We start from the raw sequence: 15,333 nt of genomic DNA, 5'->3' as shown, positions 1-15,333 counted from the left end.
TCCCGTCACACGGCCGTACCCGCCCCCGGCTCCGGCCTCGGGACTCCGCCCGTGCCGCCGGGGCCGGGCGGGGCCGTGCGAGGGGGGCGGGGAAAGCCAGAGGCCCGGCCGGATCGCTCCGGCCGGGCCTCTGCGGGTACTGCTCAGGTCCGGTGTCAGACCAGGCGGGCCACGCCGTCGGCCTTCGCCGCGGCGGCGACGGCCGTGGCGACGGCCTCGGCGACGCGCTCGTCGAACGGCGACGGGATCACGTAGTCGGCGGCGAGCTCGTCACCCACGACACCGGCGATGGCGTCGGCGGCGGCGATCTTCATGCCCTCGGTGATCCGGGTGGCGCGCACCTTGAGGGCGCCCGCGAAGATGCCCGGGAACGCCAGCACGTTGTTGATCTGGTTCGGGAAGTCCGAGCGGCCCGTGGCCACGACCGCCGCGTACTTGTGCGCGACGTCCGGGTGGACCTCCGGGTTCGGGTTGGCCATGGCGAAGACGAACGCGTCCTTCGCCATCGAGGCCACCGCCTCCTCCGGGACCGTACCGCCGGAGACGCCGATGAAGACGTCCGCCCCGTTCAGGGCCGCCTCCAGGGAGCCGGTCTGCCCGGTCCTGTTGGTCAGGCCCGCGATCTCCGCCTTGACGTCCGTCAGGTCGGAGCGGTCCGCGGACACGACGCCCTTGCGGTCGGTGACGCAGACGTCGCCGATGCCCGCGTCCACCAGGATCTTGGCGATGGCGATACCGGCGGCGCCGGCACCCGAGATCACGGCGCGCAGGTCGCCGAGGGTGCGACCCGTCAGCTTCGCCGCGTTGCGCAGCGCGGCCAGTGTCACGATGGCCGTGCCGTGCTGGTCGTCGTGGAAGATCGGGATGTCCAGCGCCTCCTGGAGGCGGCGCTCGATCTCGAAGCAGCGGGGGGCGGAGATGTCCTCCAGGTTCACCCCGCCGAAGGACGGAGCGAGGCGGATGACCGTCTCGATGATCTCGTCCGTGTCCTTGGTGGCGAGCGCGATCGGAACCGCGTCCACACCACCGAACTGCTTGAAGAGGATGGCCTTGCCCTCCATGACGGGGAGGGAGGCCTCGGGACCGATGTCACCGAGTCCGAGCACGGCCGTACCGTCGGTGACGACGGCGACCACGTTGGACTTCCAGGTGTACTCGTTCACCAGCTCCGGCTGCTCGGCGATGGCGCTGCACACCTTCGCCACGCCGGGCGTGTACGCGAGGGAAAGGTCATCCTTGTTGGTGACCGGCACTGTGGCCTGGATGGCCATCTTGCCGCCCCGGTGCAGCGCGAACACCGCGTCCGGGTTGTTGTCCGTGACGCTGTCACTGCGAGGGTTGATGATCTCCGCTGCCACTTCGTGTGACCCCTTAAGTCCTTTGAATCGTTGAGGGTGGCCACTCCTGGTTAAGGGGTGGGCGGGCACCGCGTCCGTACTCCGCGTCAACGGTTGGCCCGTCTCCGCGAAGGGGAGGTTCGTACGCGCGGGCGCGCCGCACGCGCGCCCTGAGCCCCGGATGAGGGGTGTAAGGATCTGTTCTACCCGAAGAACGCTCGCCCAGACGAGTCGATTCCCGCTCAACTGTAGGTCCCTTGCCCGGCTTTTGGCGAAAAGTCCAAACCTTGCCGTCCAGTGGGCGAGACGCTCCGTAGAAACTGCGGCAAAAAGGCCAGGTCACAGCAGTATCTGCGGCCTCGAACCCCCTTCCCCGCAGTCCTGTTGGGCTACCCCTACCGCCCGTTATGCGATTTTGACCTGACGGGCACCCTGAATGTCTCAGTCCGAATGGCAAGATGCCGTAATCACACAAGGTCGCGACACTCGATGGTGCGTGTCCGACCGTTTTTCGATGCTTTTCCACCAGCGCCGGAGGAACCAAGCCATGACCGCTAGCACCACCCGTCGTACGACCGCCGCACGGTCCCGGATCGCCGCGGTCGGCGCGATCGCGGTCGCGGGCGCCCTGATCCTCACCGGCTGTGGTGACCAGACCGACAAGGCCTCCAGCACCCCGTCGGGTGCGGCGAACAACAGCAGCGCGCCGCTCTTCTCCAAGCTCCCGAAGAAGATCCAGGACGCCGGTGTCATCAAGGTCGGCACGGACGCCACCTACGCGCCGATGGAGTTCACCGAGGGCGGCAAGATCGTCGGCGTCGACCCCGACGTCGCGGCGGCCCTGAGCAAGCAGCTCGGCGTGCAGTTCAAGTTCGAGTCCGGCACCTTCGACACCCTGATCGGCAGCATGCAGACGGGTCGCAGCGACCTGGTCATGTCCTCGCTCACCGACACCAAGGCCCGTCAGGAGGGCCTGGACGACAAGGGCGCCAAGACCGGCGCCGGTGTCGACTTCGTCGACTACTTCTCCGCCTCGACCGGCATCCTGGTCAAGAAGGGCAACCCCCAGGGCATCAAGACCCTCGACGACCTGTGCGGCAAGACGGTCGCCGTGCAGCGCGGCACCACGTACGAGGACTCCGCCAAGACCCAGGCCGAGAAGTGCAAGACGGACGGCAAGGGCGAGCTCAAGATCGAGTCCTTCCCGACCGATGCAGAGGCCCAGACCCGAGTGAAGGCCGGCGGCGCCGCCGCGGACCTGAACGACTCCCCGGTCGCCGCGTACATCGCGCAGACCGCCGGTGGCGGCAACGACTTCGAGGCCATCGCCAACCCGACCGACGCCGGTCTCTTCGGCATCGCGGTGGACAAGAAGAACACCGAGCTGCGCGACGCGCTCAAGGAAGCCCTCGACGCGGTCATCAAGGACGGCTCCTACAAGGCCGCCCTGGACAAGTGGAACGCGGGCTCCGGCGCCGTGACCGAGGCCAAGATCAACGCCGGTTCCTGACCTCCGCGCACACCGCAGCACACTGAAGGGCAGTCACTGTGACTGACAAGCTCGACAAGGTCCCGGACCCGGCGGACACCCCGCCGGCCGGGGCCGTCCCCCCCGAGGCGATCCGCGCCATCCCGGTCCGCCACTACGGCCGCTGGATCAGCGCCGTGGTCGTCATCGGCCTGGTCGTGGCGCTCGCGATCGCCTTCTCGCAGGGCAACGTGCGCTGGGCGACCGTGCCGGAGAAGCTGTTCGACCCCACCATCCTCCGTGGTGTCGTCAACACGATCTGGATCAGCGTCGCCTCGATGGCCCTGGGCCTGGTCCTCGGTGTCCTCTTCGCAGTCATGCGGCTCTCGAAGAACCCGGTGACCAGCACCATCTCCTGGTTCTACATCTGGCTGTTCCGCGGCACCCCGGTGTACGTGCAGCTCCTCATCTGGTTCAACCTCGCCCTGATCTTCCCGATCCTGAACCTCGGGTTCTACAAGGACGAGATGACCCAGGTCATGACGCCCTTCCTGGCCGCCCTGCTGGGTCTGGGTCTGAACGAGGGCGCGTACATGGCGGAGATCGTCCGGGCCGGCATCCAGTCGGTGGACGAGGGCCAGACCGAGGCCTCGCACGCCCTCGGAATGACCCGGATGCAGACCATGCGCCGCGTGGTGCTGCCGCAGGCGATGCGGGTGATCGTGCCGCCGTCCGGCAACGAGTTCATCAACATGCTCAAGACCTCCTCGCTCGTGGTGGCCGTGCAGTACTTCGACCTGCTGCGCGCGGCCCAGGACATCGCGTCCACGTCGTTCGCGGTGATGGAGATGTTCTTCGTCGCGTCGATCTGGTACCTCGCCCTGACCAGCGTCTTCAGCGTCGGCCAGTACTACCTGGAGCGCCGCTACGCCCGTGGCGCGCTGCGCTCCCTGCCGCCGACGCCGATGCAGAAGATCAAGGCGAAACTGTCCAGCTTCTCGAACCGCAAGGCGGTGGCCTGATGACGACTGCCATGGTGAAGGCCGAGGGCGTCCACAAGTCCTACGGTGCGGCGCACATCCTCAAGGGCATCGACCTGGAGGTCGCCCCGCGTGAGGTGTTCTGCCTGGTCGGTCCGTCCGGTTCCGGCAAGTCGACGTTCCTGCGGTGCATCAACCACCTGGAGCAGGTCAACGCCGGACGGCTGTACGTCGACGGGCAGCTCGTCGGCTACCGCCAGAAGGGCGACAAGCTCTACGAGCTGAAGGACAGCGAGGTCGCGGCCCAGCGCCGGGACATCGGCATGGTCTTCCAGCGGTTCAACCTGTTCCCGCACATGACGGCCATCGAGAACGTGATGGAAGCGCCGGTCATGGTCAAGGGCGAGTCGAAGGCGGTGGCGCGCGAGCGCGCCGCCAGGCTGCTGGACCGCGTCGGTCTGGGTGACAAGGGCGGGAACTATCCCACCCAGCTCTCCGGCGGCCAGCAGCAGCGCGTGGCGATCGCCCGCGCGCTGGCCATGGAGCCGAAGCTGATGCTCTTCGACGAGCCGACCTCCGCGCTCGACCCGGAGCTCGTGGGTGACGTCCTGGACGTCATGCGGGACCTGGCCGAGTCGGGCATGACCATGATCGTGGTCACCCACGAGATGGGCTTCGCCCGCGAGGTCGGCGACAACCTCGTCTTCATGGACGGCGGCGTCGTCGTCGAGTCGGGCCACCCCCGCGACGTCCTGGGCAACCCCCAGCACGACCGGACGAAGGCATTCCTGTCCAAGGTGCTGTAGTTCCACGCACCCGCGGACGGTGAGGGGCGGTACGGGAATCCCGTACCGCCCCTCCGTCGTGTGCCGACGTACCGGTCCCTGTTTGCGGGTCCCTACTTCAGTCCTAGGACCAGCGCGTCCGAGGGGGAGCGCCAGACCGTACGGGCCTCCGCGAAGCCCGCGGCGCGCAGGGTCTCGGCGTGCCAGGCCTCGGAGGGGGTGTCGCCGTCCGCGTGCTCCCCGTAGATCTCGAAGCGCCGCTTCACCTGCTCGGTCAGCGCCGGGTCCGCGCCCGCCAGGTCCCACCACTCGCGCCAGTCCACCGCCCCCGCCGCCCTGGCCCGGTCCATGCCGGCGTGCCGGTGGGCGTGCTCGGCGGCATCGATGCGCGGGGTGGCCGGGTCGGGCATGTGGTCGGCGTTCATGAACACCCCGCCCGGCGCCAGCAGCGGCGCGAGCTGCCCGTACAGGACGGCCAGGTCCTTGCTCGGGAGCCAGTGCAGGGCGGTGGCCGTCAGGACGGCGTCGTAGGTGGCGCGGGGGAGGGCGGCGCGCCAGTTCGGGTCCTTGAGGTCGGCGGTCACGAAGGTGACCCGCTCGTCCCCCGCGAAGTGGCCCTCGGCGATGGTCAACAGAGCGGGGTCGAGATCGACGCCCGTACTGGTGGCTTCCGGGAACCGCTTGAGGACGCGGTCCGTAATACTTCCCGTACCGCATGCGAGATCCAGCACCCGGGGGGTGGGTCCCACCAGTGCCTCGACCATGTCCAGCATCACGCGGAACCGCTCCTCGCGGTCGGGCATGTACCACTCCTGCTGCCGGTCCCAGCTGTCCTGCCAGGCCTGCCAGTCGGTCGTGCCCGCCGTACCCGTGCTGTCCGCCGTATCCGTCATCCCGAACCCCTCCATACGTAATACCCTCGAAGACGTCTCAGCCGTTACCGGAGACACTAATCCGCAGCCGTAAGGACTACAAGTGGAACTGGCCCATTACTCGGACTTCGCCGTGCGCCTGGTCAACACCGAGGAGCCGGCCCGCAACAAGGACGCGCTCACCTCGGTGGACGCCGTCCGCGCCCTGTTCGGCGCCAGTCAGCAGATGGCGCGCCGCGTCACCGACGGTGACGTCACGCGCTTCCGCAACGTCCGCGGCCGCCTGCGCTCCGTCTTCGAGGCCGCCGACGGCGGCGACGAGGTCCTCGCGGTCGACCTGCTGAACTCGCTGCTCATGGAGTTCCCCGTCAGCCCCCAGGTGTCCGGCCACGAGACCCTCGCCGACGACGGCCGCCCCGACTGGCACATCCACCTCGCCGAACACCCTTCGAACGCCTCCGCGGGCTACGCCGCCATGGCGGCCATGGGCCTGGCCTTCGCCCTCACCGAGCACGGCCCCGACCGGCTCGGCCTGTGCCAGGCCGCGCCCTGCCGCAACGCCTACCTCGACACCTCCACCAACCGCTCCCGGCGCTACTGCTCCGACCGCTGCGCCACCCGGGCGAACGTGGCCGCCTACCGTGCCCGCAAGCGACTGGAGGCCGAGGCGTCCGCCCGCAGCGGGCGCAGCGCCGAGACCGCCCAGGACAGCCGGGCCCTCAGCGAACGCTGATCCTCCTCGCGCGGCCGGAAGCGCAGCACCGCCGTCGCCAGCACCAGCTCCCCGGGCACCGGCCCGTAGTCGGTGCTGTCACCGGTTTCGTTGAACGGGTTGTCGCCGAGCACCCACCAGCTGCCGCCCGGCCGCCGCTCCACCGCACGCTTGACCACCAGCAGGTCCTGCTGGAAGGGGTGGCGCAGCACGACCACGTCACCCGGCCGGACGGCAGCCCCGTACCGGACCACGAGCCGGTCCCCGTTCAGCAGCGTGGGCACCATCGACGCCCCCGTCACCTCCACCACCTCGAACCGCTTCCGCGGGCGCCCGATCTCCACCATCCGTGTCCTCCTCGTCACCCCCGCATGCTCCCGCACGAGTCCGTACATTCGCTCACCGGTCCGGCCGCGACCCTGGACTTTTGTCCTAAGCCCATGGGGGCGCCCGCGAAATCCGGTTGTTCAGCGAGTAATCTCCCCCTTGAGAAGACGATCACGAGGAGGACAAACTCCATGCTTTCCCGCCTCTTCGCCCCCAAGGCGAAGGTCTCCGCCCACTGCGATCTTCCGTGCGGCGTGTACGACCCTGCCCAGGCCCGCATCGAGGCCGAGTCCGTCAAGGCCGTGCAGGAGAAGTACCAGGCCAACGAAGACGCCGACTTCCGTGCGCGCGCCATCACCATCAAGGAGCAGCGCGCCGAGCTCGCCAAGCACCACGTCTCGGTGCTGTGGAGCGACTACTTCAAGCCCCCGCACTTCGAGAAGTACCCGCAGCTGCACACCCTGGTCAACGACACCCTGAAGGCCCTCTCGGCCGCCAAGGCGTCGAACGACCCGGCGACCGGCGCGAAGGCTCTTGAGCTCATCGCCGAGATCGACCGCATCTTCTGGGAGACCAAGGCCGCCTGATCCTGGGCGCCCCGGGGAACTCCCCGCGCTGCTGGTCAGAGCGCAAATAGCAACGGCCCGACCGCTTCGAGCGGCCGGGCCGTTGGGCTCTCACAAGATCATCTGGGAATCAGTCCTGCCGGAGGTGGTGCAGCATCAGCAGCGCCGCAATCGCGTTCGCGCTCCGGATCTCACCGCGCGCCACCAAGTCAGGTACGCGTGCGAGCGGCACCCACTCGCGCCGCGCAGACTCGAAATCGTCCGCAGGGGGCCCGATGTACTCCGCCCGGTCAGACCAGTAGACACGATGGTGCGATGTGGAGATACCCGGCATCGGGTCGATCGCCATCAGCAGCTTCATCGGGCCTGGGCGCCAGCCGGTCTCCTCCTCCAGCTCGCGCGCGGCAGCCACGGCCGCGTCTTCGTCCTCACCAATTCCGCCAGACGGGAGCTCCCAACCCCAGGCGTCCGTAATGAATCGGTGACGCCATAGAAGCAAGACCTCGTCGCGCTCATTGACGACAGCGGCCACCGCGACCGGGCGCAGCCTGATCACGGTGTGGTCCAGGTGTCGGCCGTCGGGAAGTTCGACGTCGGCCATGTTCACTCGCAGCCAGGGGTTCTCGTACACGGTTCGCTCGCCGTGGGTCTGCCACACTGACACGCTCTTGCCTCTCGTCGGGGTGCCCCTATCCCAGCATGGATCGGTCAGAAAGGGATGCGGAGGGTGTCGTCGATGCGTTCGACGACATCGGCTGTCGCCTTGCTGCCCAGGCTGGACATCGACTGGCGGACCTTGACGAGTCGGTCCCGCAGCCGCCGGGACTCCATGCCTTCCATGGTGTCGAGCATGCTCATTGCCGTGGCCGCGGCGAGCTCGGGTCTGCCGCCGCGCAGCTGGCAGTCCGAGAGGGTCGCCAGCCGGTGGACTCGGCCGCGCTCGTGTGTCTGAACGGCGACGGCCTCGGCTGCGTAGGTCTGCGCGGGCGCCATGTCTCCCAGCCTCATGAGCGCGTCCGCGAGGTTGGCTTCCAGCAGTCCGGCTTGGACGTAGCTGGTCTCGGCTGGTTCCTCTGCGCGGCGGATGAGCCCCGCCTCTGCCTCGGCCAGTCCCATGCACCGGTGTGCCTGCCGCTGGTCGCCCAGACGGGAGTACGCCTTGGCTTGCATGGCGTAAAGGTCGCAGGCCAGGGCGTGGGAGATGGCATTGCCGGCAGTTCTCAGGCCCGCCTCGACGAAGGCCACGGCCTGACGGTGCTCGCCCATGTACAGCGACTGGTTGACGAGCAGCGCTATCACGTACCCGCCGAATGCCCTGTCCCCACTGGCCTTGGCCAGCCGCAGCGCCTGGTGGAAGTAGCGCTGGGCAAGGCCTTGCGCGTCGGAGTCGTAGGTACAGATCCCGGCGACAGCCACGATGCCGCCGGTAGCGCGGTGGAGCTCTCGGCCCGTGGCATCCGTGTACGAGCCTCGTAGAAGCGGGGCGGTCTCGTCGGTCAGGTAGGTCACCACTCGGGCCCGGGTCGTGACGCCGCCGACCTTGCGGTACATCTGCTCGTAGTGCGTGCGGGCGGTGCGGAGTACGGCTACGTCGTCCAACCCCACGCGGATGGTGCCTCTCCTGGACACGTCAGCGTCATCCGGGGGGTTCTCCCACTCCCAGACGGGCCCGACCGCCGGCAGCCCGGTGATCACGGCGGCGTCCTGGACGTCTCGCCGCTGTTGCTGGTCGCCTCGCCATAGGGCGGTCGATCGGTCGATGAATCCGGCGAGCGGTGTGGCCACTGGGGGTGTTGCGCTGCCTCCCATACCGGTGTCCTCCAGGGCAATTGGGCGGCCGAGTCGCTCTGTGAGGATCGAGCAGATCAGCTCCGGCACGATGCCTCGGGGGCGCTGGCCTTTGAGCCAGCGGATCACCGATGAGTGGTCGTAGGAGACCGGCTTGCCTTGGGCCTGCGCCGCCGCGTTGATGCGTGCGGCTAAGCCGACGCGGCTCATCCCGGCTTCGTCAAGGAGCGCGTCGAGCAGCGTATTTGCGTCCATGTGTGCCCCAAATCACTGAGAGGCCGAGGGTATCGGCATCGGCTTCACACAGTGTGTGGAGCGACCAACGCGGCGCAGACCCTGCGCACAGTGCCGGTGGCGCCGCGACAGCGAGAGCATCGAAGGCATGGCCACTCAGACAAGATCGCGGAAGCCGGATACGTTCCCCCAACACGGCGCCCGCAACGTGCTCAGCATCGACACACCGGACAACCCCTCGGCGAGGGTGGCGTCTGTGGTCGAACCCAGCGCCGAACTCCTGGACCGCGCGCTGGTCGGCTGGGAACTCTTCCTCGGCTCCCCCTCGGGGGTGACCGATGAGTGAGCAGTACGAGTACGTGCCGCACCGGCTTCTGCGCCGCCGAGTACGCGACATCGCGTCCGGCGCCGAGGGCGAACTGATGGCTGTGATCAACGAGAACGTCTCGAACACCGGCATCGAGCACTGGATGGAGGAGGCCTACATCCGGGGCGCCTCCGGCCGTGAATTCACCACCGCCGTCGACAACGTCGAGGCCGCCCGATGAACGAGGTTCAGCGGCAGGCCCTGTACGTCTCGATCGTGCTCGACTTCCTCGCCGTGATCATCGTCGGCACGCACTGAACCGAAGACGGCCCCGGAGGCCATACAGCGATGACCGTCGGCGACAACGATCAGGACCGGATGCGTTGGGAAGCATTCGACCTCGCGCCCCTGGAGCCGGAGGCAACGGCATCTGTCGCCCACCCCGATGGGGTGTGCTTCAGCGAGTACATGTTGTGTCGCAGCTGCAACCTGCTGGCCCCGCTGGGGCCCGGGTACTGCGGGAGCAAGATGGCTCACTGTCGGCTCTGCGGCTTCGCCTGGATGGTCAACCACGATCCCGAACTCTGCCGGCAGCGCGAAGACCTCCTCGGCCTGCACTTGACCGAGGAGCACGTGACCGCACTCATGCTCGCCCGGCTGGAGCTGCCGTGAAGCCTTGGCTTGAGCAGACGTTGTGTCTCCTGGCCGTTGTGGCCGTCGGCGGCGCCATCTTCCTGGCGGAGGCCGCTGGCCGGTAACAGCCCTCAGACTCCCGCCCGATCAGGGCGGGCCATGCACGATCCGACCATGAGAGAAGGGAACCACCCATGCCTCGTATGAAGCACTCCGGGAAGCCGGACACCGCCTCGTCGGACGGCCACCGGGACAAGCCGCCGAACGTCACCCCGCCGCCGAGGAACAACCCGCCCCAGAACCCGCAGACGCCGCCCAAGACGAAGTAGAGGGGCACCGCGTGCACACCCAGCGACACCTCGTCCAGGCCCTGGAGGAGGCCGGCACCCTGCCGCCCGAATGGGCGGCAACGGTCCGGGCGGTCGATCGAGGTATGTTCATCCCCGACAAGACGCAAGACCTGGACCGCTTCACGGACGCTGCCGGCTGGGCCGCCGCCGTCTACTCGGACACCCCCCTCGTCACGCAGTACGACGACGGGGCGCCCGAGGGCCCGGGGATGCCGACATCGTCCTCGTCGAAGCCGTCGGCCATGCTCGAAATCCTGGCCCTGGCGGACATCCAGCCCAGGGACAAGGTCTTCGAGATCGGCACGGCCACGGGCTACATGGCCGCCTGGCTGTGCCAGCAGCTCGGCGACGAGCAGGTGACGACCATCGAGTTCGACGAGGGCCTGTACCTCGAAGGCCGGCAGAATCTGCGTCTCGCGGGCTACGGCCCTACGGTTCTCCACGGCGACGGCCTCAAGGGGAGCCCGGACCGAGCACCCTTCCACAAGGTGATCGCGACGTGTTCCCTGGGGGCCATCCCGGGCGACCTGCTCGGGCAGGTGAAGGACGGGGGCCGGATCGTCGCCCCGTTCGGTAGCGCGTTCCACTCGTACTCGTACGTGACCCTCGACGTCTCGGGCGGCCGCGGCATCGGCCGGTTCAGCGGGAACCCCGACTTCATGTGGGCCCGCCAGCAGCGCAACCGGCACGCCGCCATCTCGGACGTCTACCACGAGGAGAGGGGAGAGGAGGGCACCACCCGCATCAGCCCGTACGACATCCACCACCAGGGCGACGCCGAGTTCTGGATCGGACTGCACGTCCCCGAGGTCTGGGGGCAGCTCCACGGCGGCGGCGACGAGGCGCCGGACGAGGCGACCTACTGGCTTTTGGCCAACGACCGGAAGTCTTGGGCGACCGTCGAGTTCACCGCCGGCGCGGAGGAGTTCGTCACGGAGCAGTACGGCCCGCGCGAGCTGTGGACCGAGGTGGAGAACGCCTACAAGTCCTGGCAGAGCCTCGGCAGGCCGGGCCGTGACCAGTTCGGCATGACCGCGTCCGAGACCGGGGGCGTGGTCTGGCGCGGCGAACCGAGCAACGTGATCGCGAGGGTCTGAAGAGCTCCCAGCGGCCCCAGGCGGTGCGTACTCGCCCCGCCTGGGGCCCTTTTCTCACCCAGCGCGAAACCGGGAAACGCGGTGTGATCACGGACCCCGGAGGGCATGACCACTTCCCCCCCCCGGCGCTGCTCCGCGCCTCTTCAGGGAAGGCCGGCGGCTCCGTCGATACTGAGAATCTCCGCGTGAACCTTTCCTACCTGCGCCTCCCGCTGAACTCCCACCCCCCCCGTGCGTCGGCGCCGGTCGGGGCCCCGGTGACGGGCCCGGCCGTGGGGCCGGGCCGGGTCACTCGTCCTCGTCGTCGTCCTCGTCGTCCAGGCGGGCCAGCCAGGTGGCCAGGCGTTCCACCGGGACCTCGAAGTCCGGGTTCAGGTCGACGAAGGTGCGCAGCTGCTCGGCGAGCCACTCGAAGGTGACCTCCTCCTCGCCGCGCCGCTTCTCCAGCTCCTCGATGCCGCGATCGGTGAAGTACAAGTCGGGCTCCGTGCCGTGATGGGGGTGTGCAGGGGGTGTTTCCCGCCAGGATAATCCGCCTTACGGCGAGACCTCCCGCCCGCGCCGCCCCCGGGTCTAGCCTGGATGCCCAACGAGCGGGGGGCGCGCATGACGGACGGGCGCACGACCGGGTCCGCGCGCGCCTTCGAGCTCCTGGAGCCCCTCGTTCAGGCCGCGACCGTACGCGTTCACGCCCCGCCGGGCGGGTATGAGAACCCCCGCAGTCATCGGACCGGTCCCACGTGGGGGAGCGGCTTCTTCATCGCTCCCGGGTGGGTCCTGACGTGTGCGCACGTGGTCGGCGAAGGGGGTGCTGCGGTGCGTCTGACAGGGCGCGAGGTCGGCATCACCTTCTCCGCCGGGAGCCTCACCGGGACGGTCACCGGGCGCGTGGAGTGCGTCCTGCCCGAGCGGCTGGAGGAGCGGCGGCCCGGTCGGCGCGCGCTGTGGGACCTGCCCGACCTCGCGCTGGTCAGGGTGCTGGCGCCCGTCTCGCACGCCTGCGTCTGGCTGACCGACCGTTCCCGCCCGCGCTTCGACGAGGTCGCCTACTTCGGCTGCACCGAGGACCTCGGCACCCCCGAGATCACCGGCCGCACCACCCGGTTGCGCGGCACCGCCGGCAACGGCGCGGCCATCCGGCTCGGCGACGACGACGAGATCGAGCCCGGCATGTCCGGCGGACCCGTCGTCGACCTGGCCCGCGGGGAGGTCGTCGGCGTGCTCAAGGCCCGTCGGCAGACCGGGGGCGGCGGGCTCGCCGTCTCCGTCGTACAGCTGCGCACCCTCCCGATGGCCGCACGGGGCCAGGTCGGGCTCTACCGGCGGATCATGCAGGCCCACGACCTGTACCACTACGACCAGCACCTCAGCGATCTCGACAACCGCCGGACCTGGACGGACGTGCACGGCGAACTCCCGCCGGAGGAGGGCGACCCGTACGCCGGCCGGGGCAGGCTCACCCCCGGCGAACGCACCACGCTGTGCGGGTTGCTGGCCGAACTGCCCCCGCCCGGCTCCTCCGAGGTCGTACGCGCCCTGGTCGAGGCGGCCCGCGGCGAGGAGCCGGACCCGCTGCCGCCCGCCCCGCTGAGCTGGCGCGACGGGCTGGGGCTGCTGCACGACCCGCCCGGCGGGACCGGGGAGGCCGCGGCGATGCTCCGGTACGCGACGGACGTGAGCGTGGCCGACTACCGCGAGCCCGTCACCCCGGGCGCCGACGAGGAACTGTGGGACTGGGTACGGGCCACGGCCGAGCGGCTGTGGCGGCCGCTGCGCAGGGAGCTCGGCGAGCGCCACGAGCGGGGCCTCGCCGAGCGCGAGCGGCGCCGGCGGGCCTCGGCCGGCCGGGCGGTGCACGGCACGGCCCGGCGGGCCGGCGGGCTGCCGTCCGGGGCCTCGGTGCTGCTGGAGGTGTGGGCGCACGGCTGGGAGGACGTCTACGACTGGCGGGTCTCCGTGCTCGCCGGTCCCGTGCACGCGGGGCGGGTGACACCGGTGGACTCCGGCGTACGGGCCACCCTGGCGGGTCTGCCGGAGGCGTTACGGGTCCCGCTCGCCGAGGGCTTCCGGCGGTGCGACACCCACGAGGCGGCGGCCCTGCTCGAAGTGGCGGTGGCTCCCGAGCTGTTCGGGCTGGCGGTGGACGCGTGGGTGGTGGTGGGCGGCGTACCGCTGGGCGTGCAGCGGCCGGTGGTGCTGCGCCACCCGGCCGGGACCGCAGGGGCCGGCAGGGCGGGCGGGACCACAGCGGCCACAGCGACCACAGCGGCCACCGGGCCGAACCCGGGCGGTGCGCGCGAGCATCCCGCCGACCGCGAGGGCACCGACGCCGCCGCCCGCTGGGCCCGGGTGCAGGCGGGCCCGCTCCAGGACGAACGGGCCGACTGCGCAGGGGGGCGCCCGCGCAGCCCCGCCACCGAGTGGCTGACCGGGCTCCCCGACAACACCGTGCCCGTGCACTGCCGGGCGGCGGACCAGGAGCCCACGCTCGGCTCGCTGCACGCGGTACGGGACGCCGGGTACGGGGTGGTCGTGACCCGGCGGCCCCCGCCGGAGCCGGGAGCCTCGTGCGCGCCCTTCCACCGCGGGCTGCGCGAGGAACTGGCCGACGCGGGGCGGGCGGAGGTCCTGCCGGTGCGCTTCCAGACCCTGCGGGGGCGGGCGTACGGGGCGGACCCCGACGCCTACTGGGCGGCCGGGGCGGGGCTGGTGTGGGAGGACCCCACGCGGCCGCTGCCCGAGGAAGAGCCGCTGCAGGGCGACCTGTGACGGGCGCCGGCCCGGCCGACGCGAGGGAGGGAGCAAGCACCATGAACGACGAGTGGCTCATTTACCGCGGGGTGGGCGAGCCCCACGACGGGATCGACGCCCTGCCCGACCCGCCGCCCTGGCGGGACTTCGACGGCGGACCCGTGGCGGAGCCGGGCGGTCCGGCCCGCGTCGCCGACGGCAACGTGGCCCGGCGGCTCGGCGCGCACCGGCAGGCCGCCGAGCTGCACCGCCCGGAGCCCGAGGAGCTGGAGGCCATCAACGCGGCGCTGTACCTGCGACGGCCGCTGCTCGTGACCGGCTTCCCCGGAACCGGGAAGTCCACGCTCGCGCACGCCGTCGCCCACGAGTTGAAGCTGGGGCGGGTGCTGCGCTGGCCGGTGGTGTCGCGGACCGTGCTCCAGGACGGGTTGTACCGGTACGACGCCCTGGCCCGGCTCCAGGACGTGCAGATCGCCGCGAGCGGCCGGGCCAGGGACCCCCACGGCACCGACACCGGCACCGGCACCGCACCCGGCCCCGGACCCGCCACCGTCCCCGGCATCGGGAAGTACATCCGGCTCGGGCCGCTCGGCACCGCTCTGCTGCCGACCGCGAGGCCCCGCGTCCTGCTCATCGACGAGCTCGACAAGAGCGACATCGATCTGCCCAACGACCTGCTGAACGTGCTGGAGGAGGGGGAGTTCGCCCTCCCCGAGCTGGAACGGGTCGCCGACACCGAGCCCGAGGTGCAGGTGCTCACCGACGACGGGACGAAGGTGACCGTCCGCGGCGGCCGCGTCCGCTGCCGGGCCTTCCCGTTCATCATCCTGACCAGCAACGGGGAACGGGACTTCCCGGCCGCCCTGCTGCGCCGCTGCATCCAGCTCGGGCTCGGCCAGCCCGGCGAGAAGCGGCTCGCCACCATGGTCCGCGCCCACCTCGGCGAGGAGGCCGCCCGGCTCGGCGCCGACCTGATCCGCGAGTTCCTCAGCCGCTCCCAGACCGAGCTGGTCGCCGCCGACCAGCTGCTCAACGCCGTGTACCTGACCCACTACGCCGCCCCGCCCACCCGGGAGGACCTCGCCGACCTGCTCATCCAGCGCCTCGACCGCCCCAGGTGACCGGC

17 protein-coding genes are annotated in these 15,333 nt (G+C 70.2%); 11 read left to right on the top strand and 6 right to left on the bottom strand.

Annotated features, from left to right (window positions below):
- Nucleotides 1-155: 155 nt before the first annotated feature.
- Nucleotides 156-1,358, bottom strand: coding sequence for an NADP-dependent malic enzyme (locus OG373_RS14205; protein ID WP_405438596.1), 1,203 nt, complete (start codon nucleotides 1,356-1,358; stop codon nucleotides 156-158).
- Nucleotides 1,359-1,884: 526 nt separating this feature from the next.
- Here OG373_RS14205 and OG373_RS14200 point away from each other — a divergent pair.
- From OG373_RS14200 to OG373_RS14190, 3 genes are read left to right on the top strand one after another with little or no spacing between them, the layout of a single operon-like run.
- Complete coding sequence (locus OG373_RS14200) at nucleotides 1,885-2,847, top strand: ABC transporter substrate-binding protein (RefSeq protein ID WP_397729127.1); 963 nt, start codon at nucleotides 1,885-1,887, stop codon at nucleotides 2,845-2,847.
- 38 nt (nucleotides 2,848-2,885) lie between these two features.
- Complete coding sequence (locus tag OG373_RS14195; protein WP_397729126.1) at nucleotides 2,886-3,827, top strand: amino acid ABC transporter permease; 942 nt, start codon at nucleotides 2,886-2,888, stop codon at nucleotides 3,825-3,827.
- The gene (locus OG373_RS14190; protein WP_356789730.1) at nucleotides 3,827-4,591 is read left to right on the top strand and encodes an amino acid ABC transporter ATP-binding protein; all 765 of its coding nucleotides are present in this window, start codon (nucleotides 3,827-3,829) and stop codon (nucleotides 4,589-4,591) included. Before OG373_RS14195 ends, OG373_RS14190 begins: the two co-directional genes overlap by 1 nt.
- A gap of 92 nt (nucleotides 4,592-4,683) precedes the next feature.
- On the opposite strand, the gene OG373_RS14185 is transcribed toward OG373_RS14190, so the two are convergent.
- The gene (locus OG373_RS14185) at nucleotides 4,684-5,463 is read right to left on the bottom strand and encodes a methyltransferase domain-containing protein (protein ID WP_405438593.1); all 780 of its coding nucleotides are present in this window, start codon (nucleotides 5,461-5,463) and stop codon (nucleotides 4,684-4,686) included.
- Nucleotides 5,464-5,545: 82 nt separating this feature from the next.
- Between OG373_RS14185 and OG373_RS14180 the strand changes: the two genes are divergently transcribed.
- On the top strand, nucleotides 5,546-6,175 hold the full coding sequence (locus OG373_RS14180; RefSeq protein ID WP_397729124.1) for a CGNR zinc finger domain-containing protein: 630 nt from the start codon (nucleotides 5,546-5,548) through the stop codon (nucleotides 6,173-6,175).
- Here OG373_RS14180 and sodX read toward each other — a convergent pair.
- Nucleotides 6,079-6,501 (bottom strand): nickel-type superoxide dismutase maturation protease, encoded by a 423-nt coding sequence (gene sodX, locus OG373_RS14175; protein WP_397729123.1) that lies wholly within the window; start codon nucleotides 6,499-6,501, stop codon nucleotides 6,079-6,081. The genes OG373_RS14180 and sodX overlap by 97 nt on opposite strands.
- Before the next feature lie 171 nt (nucleotides 6,502-6,672).
- Here sodX and sodN point away from each other — a divergent pair, with 171 nt between their 5' ends.
- On the top strand, nucleotides 6,673-7,068 hold the full coding sequence (gene sodN, locus OG373_RS14170) for a superoxide dismutase, Ni (protein WP_030009413.1): 396 nt from the start codon (nucleotides 6,673-6,675) through the stop codon (nucleotides 7,066-7,068).
- A gap of 109 nt (nucleotides 7,069-7,177) precedes the next feature.
- Here the strand turns inward: sodN and OG373_RS14165 are convergent, their stop codons facing one another.
- Together OG373_RS14165 and OG373_RS14160 are read right to left on the bottom strand one after the other, a co-directional pair.
- Nucleotides 7,178-7,648, bottom strand: coding sequence for an NUDIX hydrolase (locus tag OG373_RS14165; RefSeq protein WP_405444053.1), 471 nt, complete (start codon nucleotides 7,646-7,648; stop codon nucleotides 7,178-7,180).
- Between the two features lie 107 nt (nucleotides 7,649-7,755).
- The gene (locus tag OG373_RS14160; protein ID WP_405438590.1) at nucleotides 7,756-9,090 is read right to left on the bottom strand and encodes a transcriptional regulator; all 1,335 of its coding nucleotides are present in this window, start codon (nucleotides 9,088-9,090) and stop codon (nucleotides 7,756-7,758) included.
- Between the two features lie 317 nt (nucleotides 9,091-9,407).
- Between OG373_RS14160 and OG373_RS14155 the strand changes: the two genes are divergently transcribed.
- The 4 genes from OG373_RS14155 (at nucleotide 9,408) to OG373_RS14140 (ending at nucleotide 11,456) form a co-directional block, all read left to right on the top strand.
- Nucleotides 9,408-9,617, top strand: coding sequence for a hypothetical protein (locus tag OG373_RS14155; protein ID WP_405438589.1), 210 nt, complete (start codon nucleotides 9,408-9,410; stop codon nucleotides 9,615-9,617).
- A 107-nt stretch (nucleotides 9,618-9,724) separates the two neighbouring features.
- Nucleotides 9,725-10,048: a hypothetical protein gene (locus tag OG373_RS14150; RefSeq protein WP_405438587.1), complete on the top strand. Its 324-nt coding sequence runs from the start codon at nucleotides 9,725-9,727 to the stop codon at nucleotides 10,046-10,048.
- A 155-nt stretch (nucleotides 10,049-10,203) separates the two neighbouring features.
- Nucleotides 10,204-10,338 carry a hypothetical protein gene (locus OG373_RS14145; RefSeq protein ID WP_405438586.1) on the top strand — a complete coding sequence of 45 codons (135 nt, stop codon included), beginning with the start codon at nucleotides 10,204-10,206 and terminating at the stop codon, nucleotides 10,336-10,338.
- Between the two features lie 11 nt (nucleotides 10,339-10,349).
- Nucleotides 10,350-11,456: an rRNA adenine N-6-methyltransferase family protein gene (locus OG373_RS14140; RefSeq protein ID WP_405438584.1), complete on the top strand. Its 1,107-nt coding sequence runs from the start codon at nucleotides 10,350-10,352 to the stop codon at nucleotides 11,454-11,456.
- A gap of 288 nt (nucleotides 11,457-11,744) precedes the next feature.
- Here OG373_RS14140 and OG373_RS14135 read toward each other — a convergent pair whose 3' ends face one another.
- Nucleotides 11,745-11,933 carry a DUF6104 family protein gene (locus tag OG373_RS14135; RefSeq protein WP_351336564.1) on the bottom strand — a complete coding sequence of 63 codons (189 nt, stop codon included), beginning with the start codon at nucleotides 11,931-11,933 and terminating at the stop codon, nucleotides 11,745-11,747.
- Nucleotides 11,934-12,038: 105 nt separating this feature from the next.
- On the opposite strand from OG373_RS14135, the gene OG373_RS14130 reads away from it, so the two are divergent.
- Both OG373_RS14130 and OG373_RS14125 read left to right on the top strand, forming a co-directional pair.
- On the top strand, nucleotides 12,039-14,225 hold the full coding sequence (locus OG373_RS14130) for a trypsin-like peptidase domain-containing protein (protein ID WP_405438583.1): 2,187 nt from the start codon (nucleotides 12,039-12,041) through the stop codon (nucleotides 14,223-14,225).
- Nucleotides 14,226-14,266: 41 nt separating this feature from the next.
- The gene (locus tag OG373_RS14125) at nucleotides 14,267-15,328 is read left to right on the top strand and encodes an AAA family ATPase (RefSeq protein ID WP_405438581.1); all 1,062 of its coding nucleotides are present in this window, start codon (nucleotides 14,267-14,269) and stop codon (nucleotides 15,326-15,328) included.
- Nucleotides 15,329-15,333: the final 5 nt, after the last annotated feature.

The organism is Streptomyces avidinii, from assembly GCF_045161815.1.
Classification (GTDB): domain Bacteria; phylum Actinomycetota; class Actinomycetes; order Streptomycetales; family Streptomycetaceae; genus Streptomyces; species Streptomyces avidinii.
Note: the sequence above shows the minus strand (reverse complement) of the source record. Positions and strands in the feature narration are given on the sequence as shown.

Coding starts and splice junctions, on each gene's coding strand:
- OG373_RS14200 (WP_397729127.1), top strand. CDS start 1,885: ATGACCGCTAGCACCACCCGTCGTACGACCGCCGCACGGTCCCGGATC.
- OG373_RS14190 (WP_356789730.1), top strand. CDS start 3,827: ATGACGACTGCCATGGTGAAGGCCGAGGGCGTCCACAAGTCCTACGGT.
- OG373_RS14185 (WP_405438593.1), bottom strand. CDS start 5,463: ATGACGGATACGGCGGACAGCACGGGTACGGCGGGCACGACCGACTGG.
- sodX (WP_397729123.1), bottom strand. CDS start 6,501: ATGGTGGAGATCGGGCGCCCGCGGAAGCGGTTCGAGGTGGTGGAGGTG.
- sodN (WP_030009413.1), top strand. CDS start 6,673: ATGCTTTCCCGCCTCTTCGCCCCCAAGGCGAAGGTCTCCGCCCACTGC.
- OG373_RS14165 (WP_405444053.1), bottom strand. CDS start 7,648: ATGGCCGACGTCGAACTTCCCGACGGCCGACACCTGGACCACACCGTG.
- OG373_RS14160 (WP_405438590.1), bottom strand. CDS start 9,090: ATGGACGCAAATACGCTGCTCGACGCGCTCCTTGACGAAGCCGGGATG.
- OG373_RS14155 (WP_405438589.1), top strand. CDS start 9,408: ATGAGTGAGCAGTACGAGTACGTGCCGCACCGGCTTCTGCGCCGCCGA.
- OG373_RS14150 (WP_405438587.1), top strand. CDS start 9,725: ATGACCGTCGGCGACAACGATCAGGACCGGATGCGTTGGGAAGCATTC.
- OG373_RS14145 (WP_405438586.1), top strand. CDS start 10,204: ATGCCTCGTATGAAGCACTCCGGGAAGCCGGACACCGCCTCGTCGGAC.
- OG373_RS14130 (WP_405438583.1), top strand. CDS start 12,039: ATGCCCAACGAGCGGGGGGCGCGCATGACGGACGGGCGCACGACCGGG.
- OG373_RS14125 (WP_405438581.1), top strand. CDS start 14,267: ATGAACGACGAGTGGCTCATTTACCGCGGGGTGGGCGAGCCCCACGAC.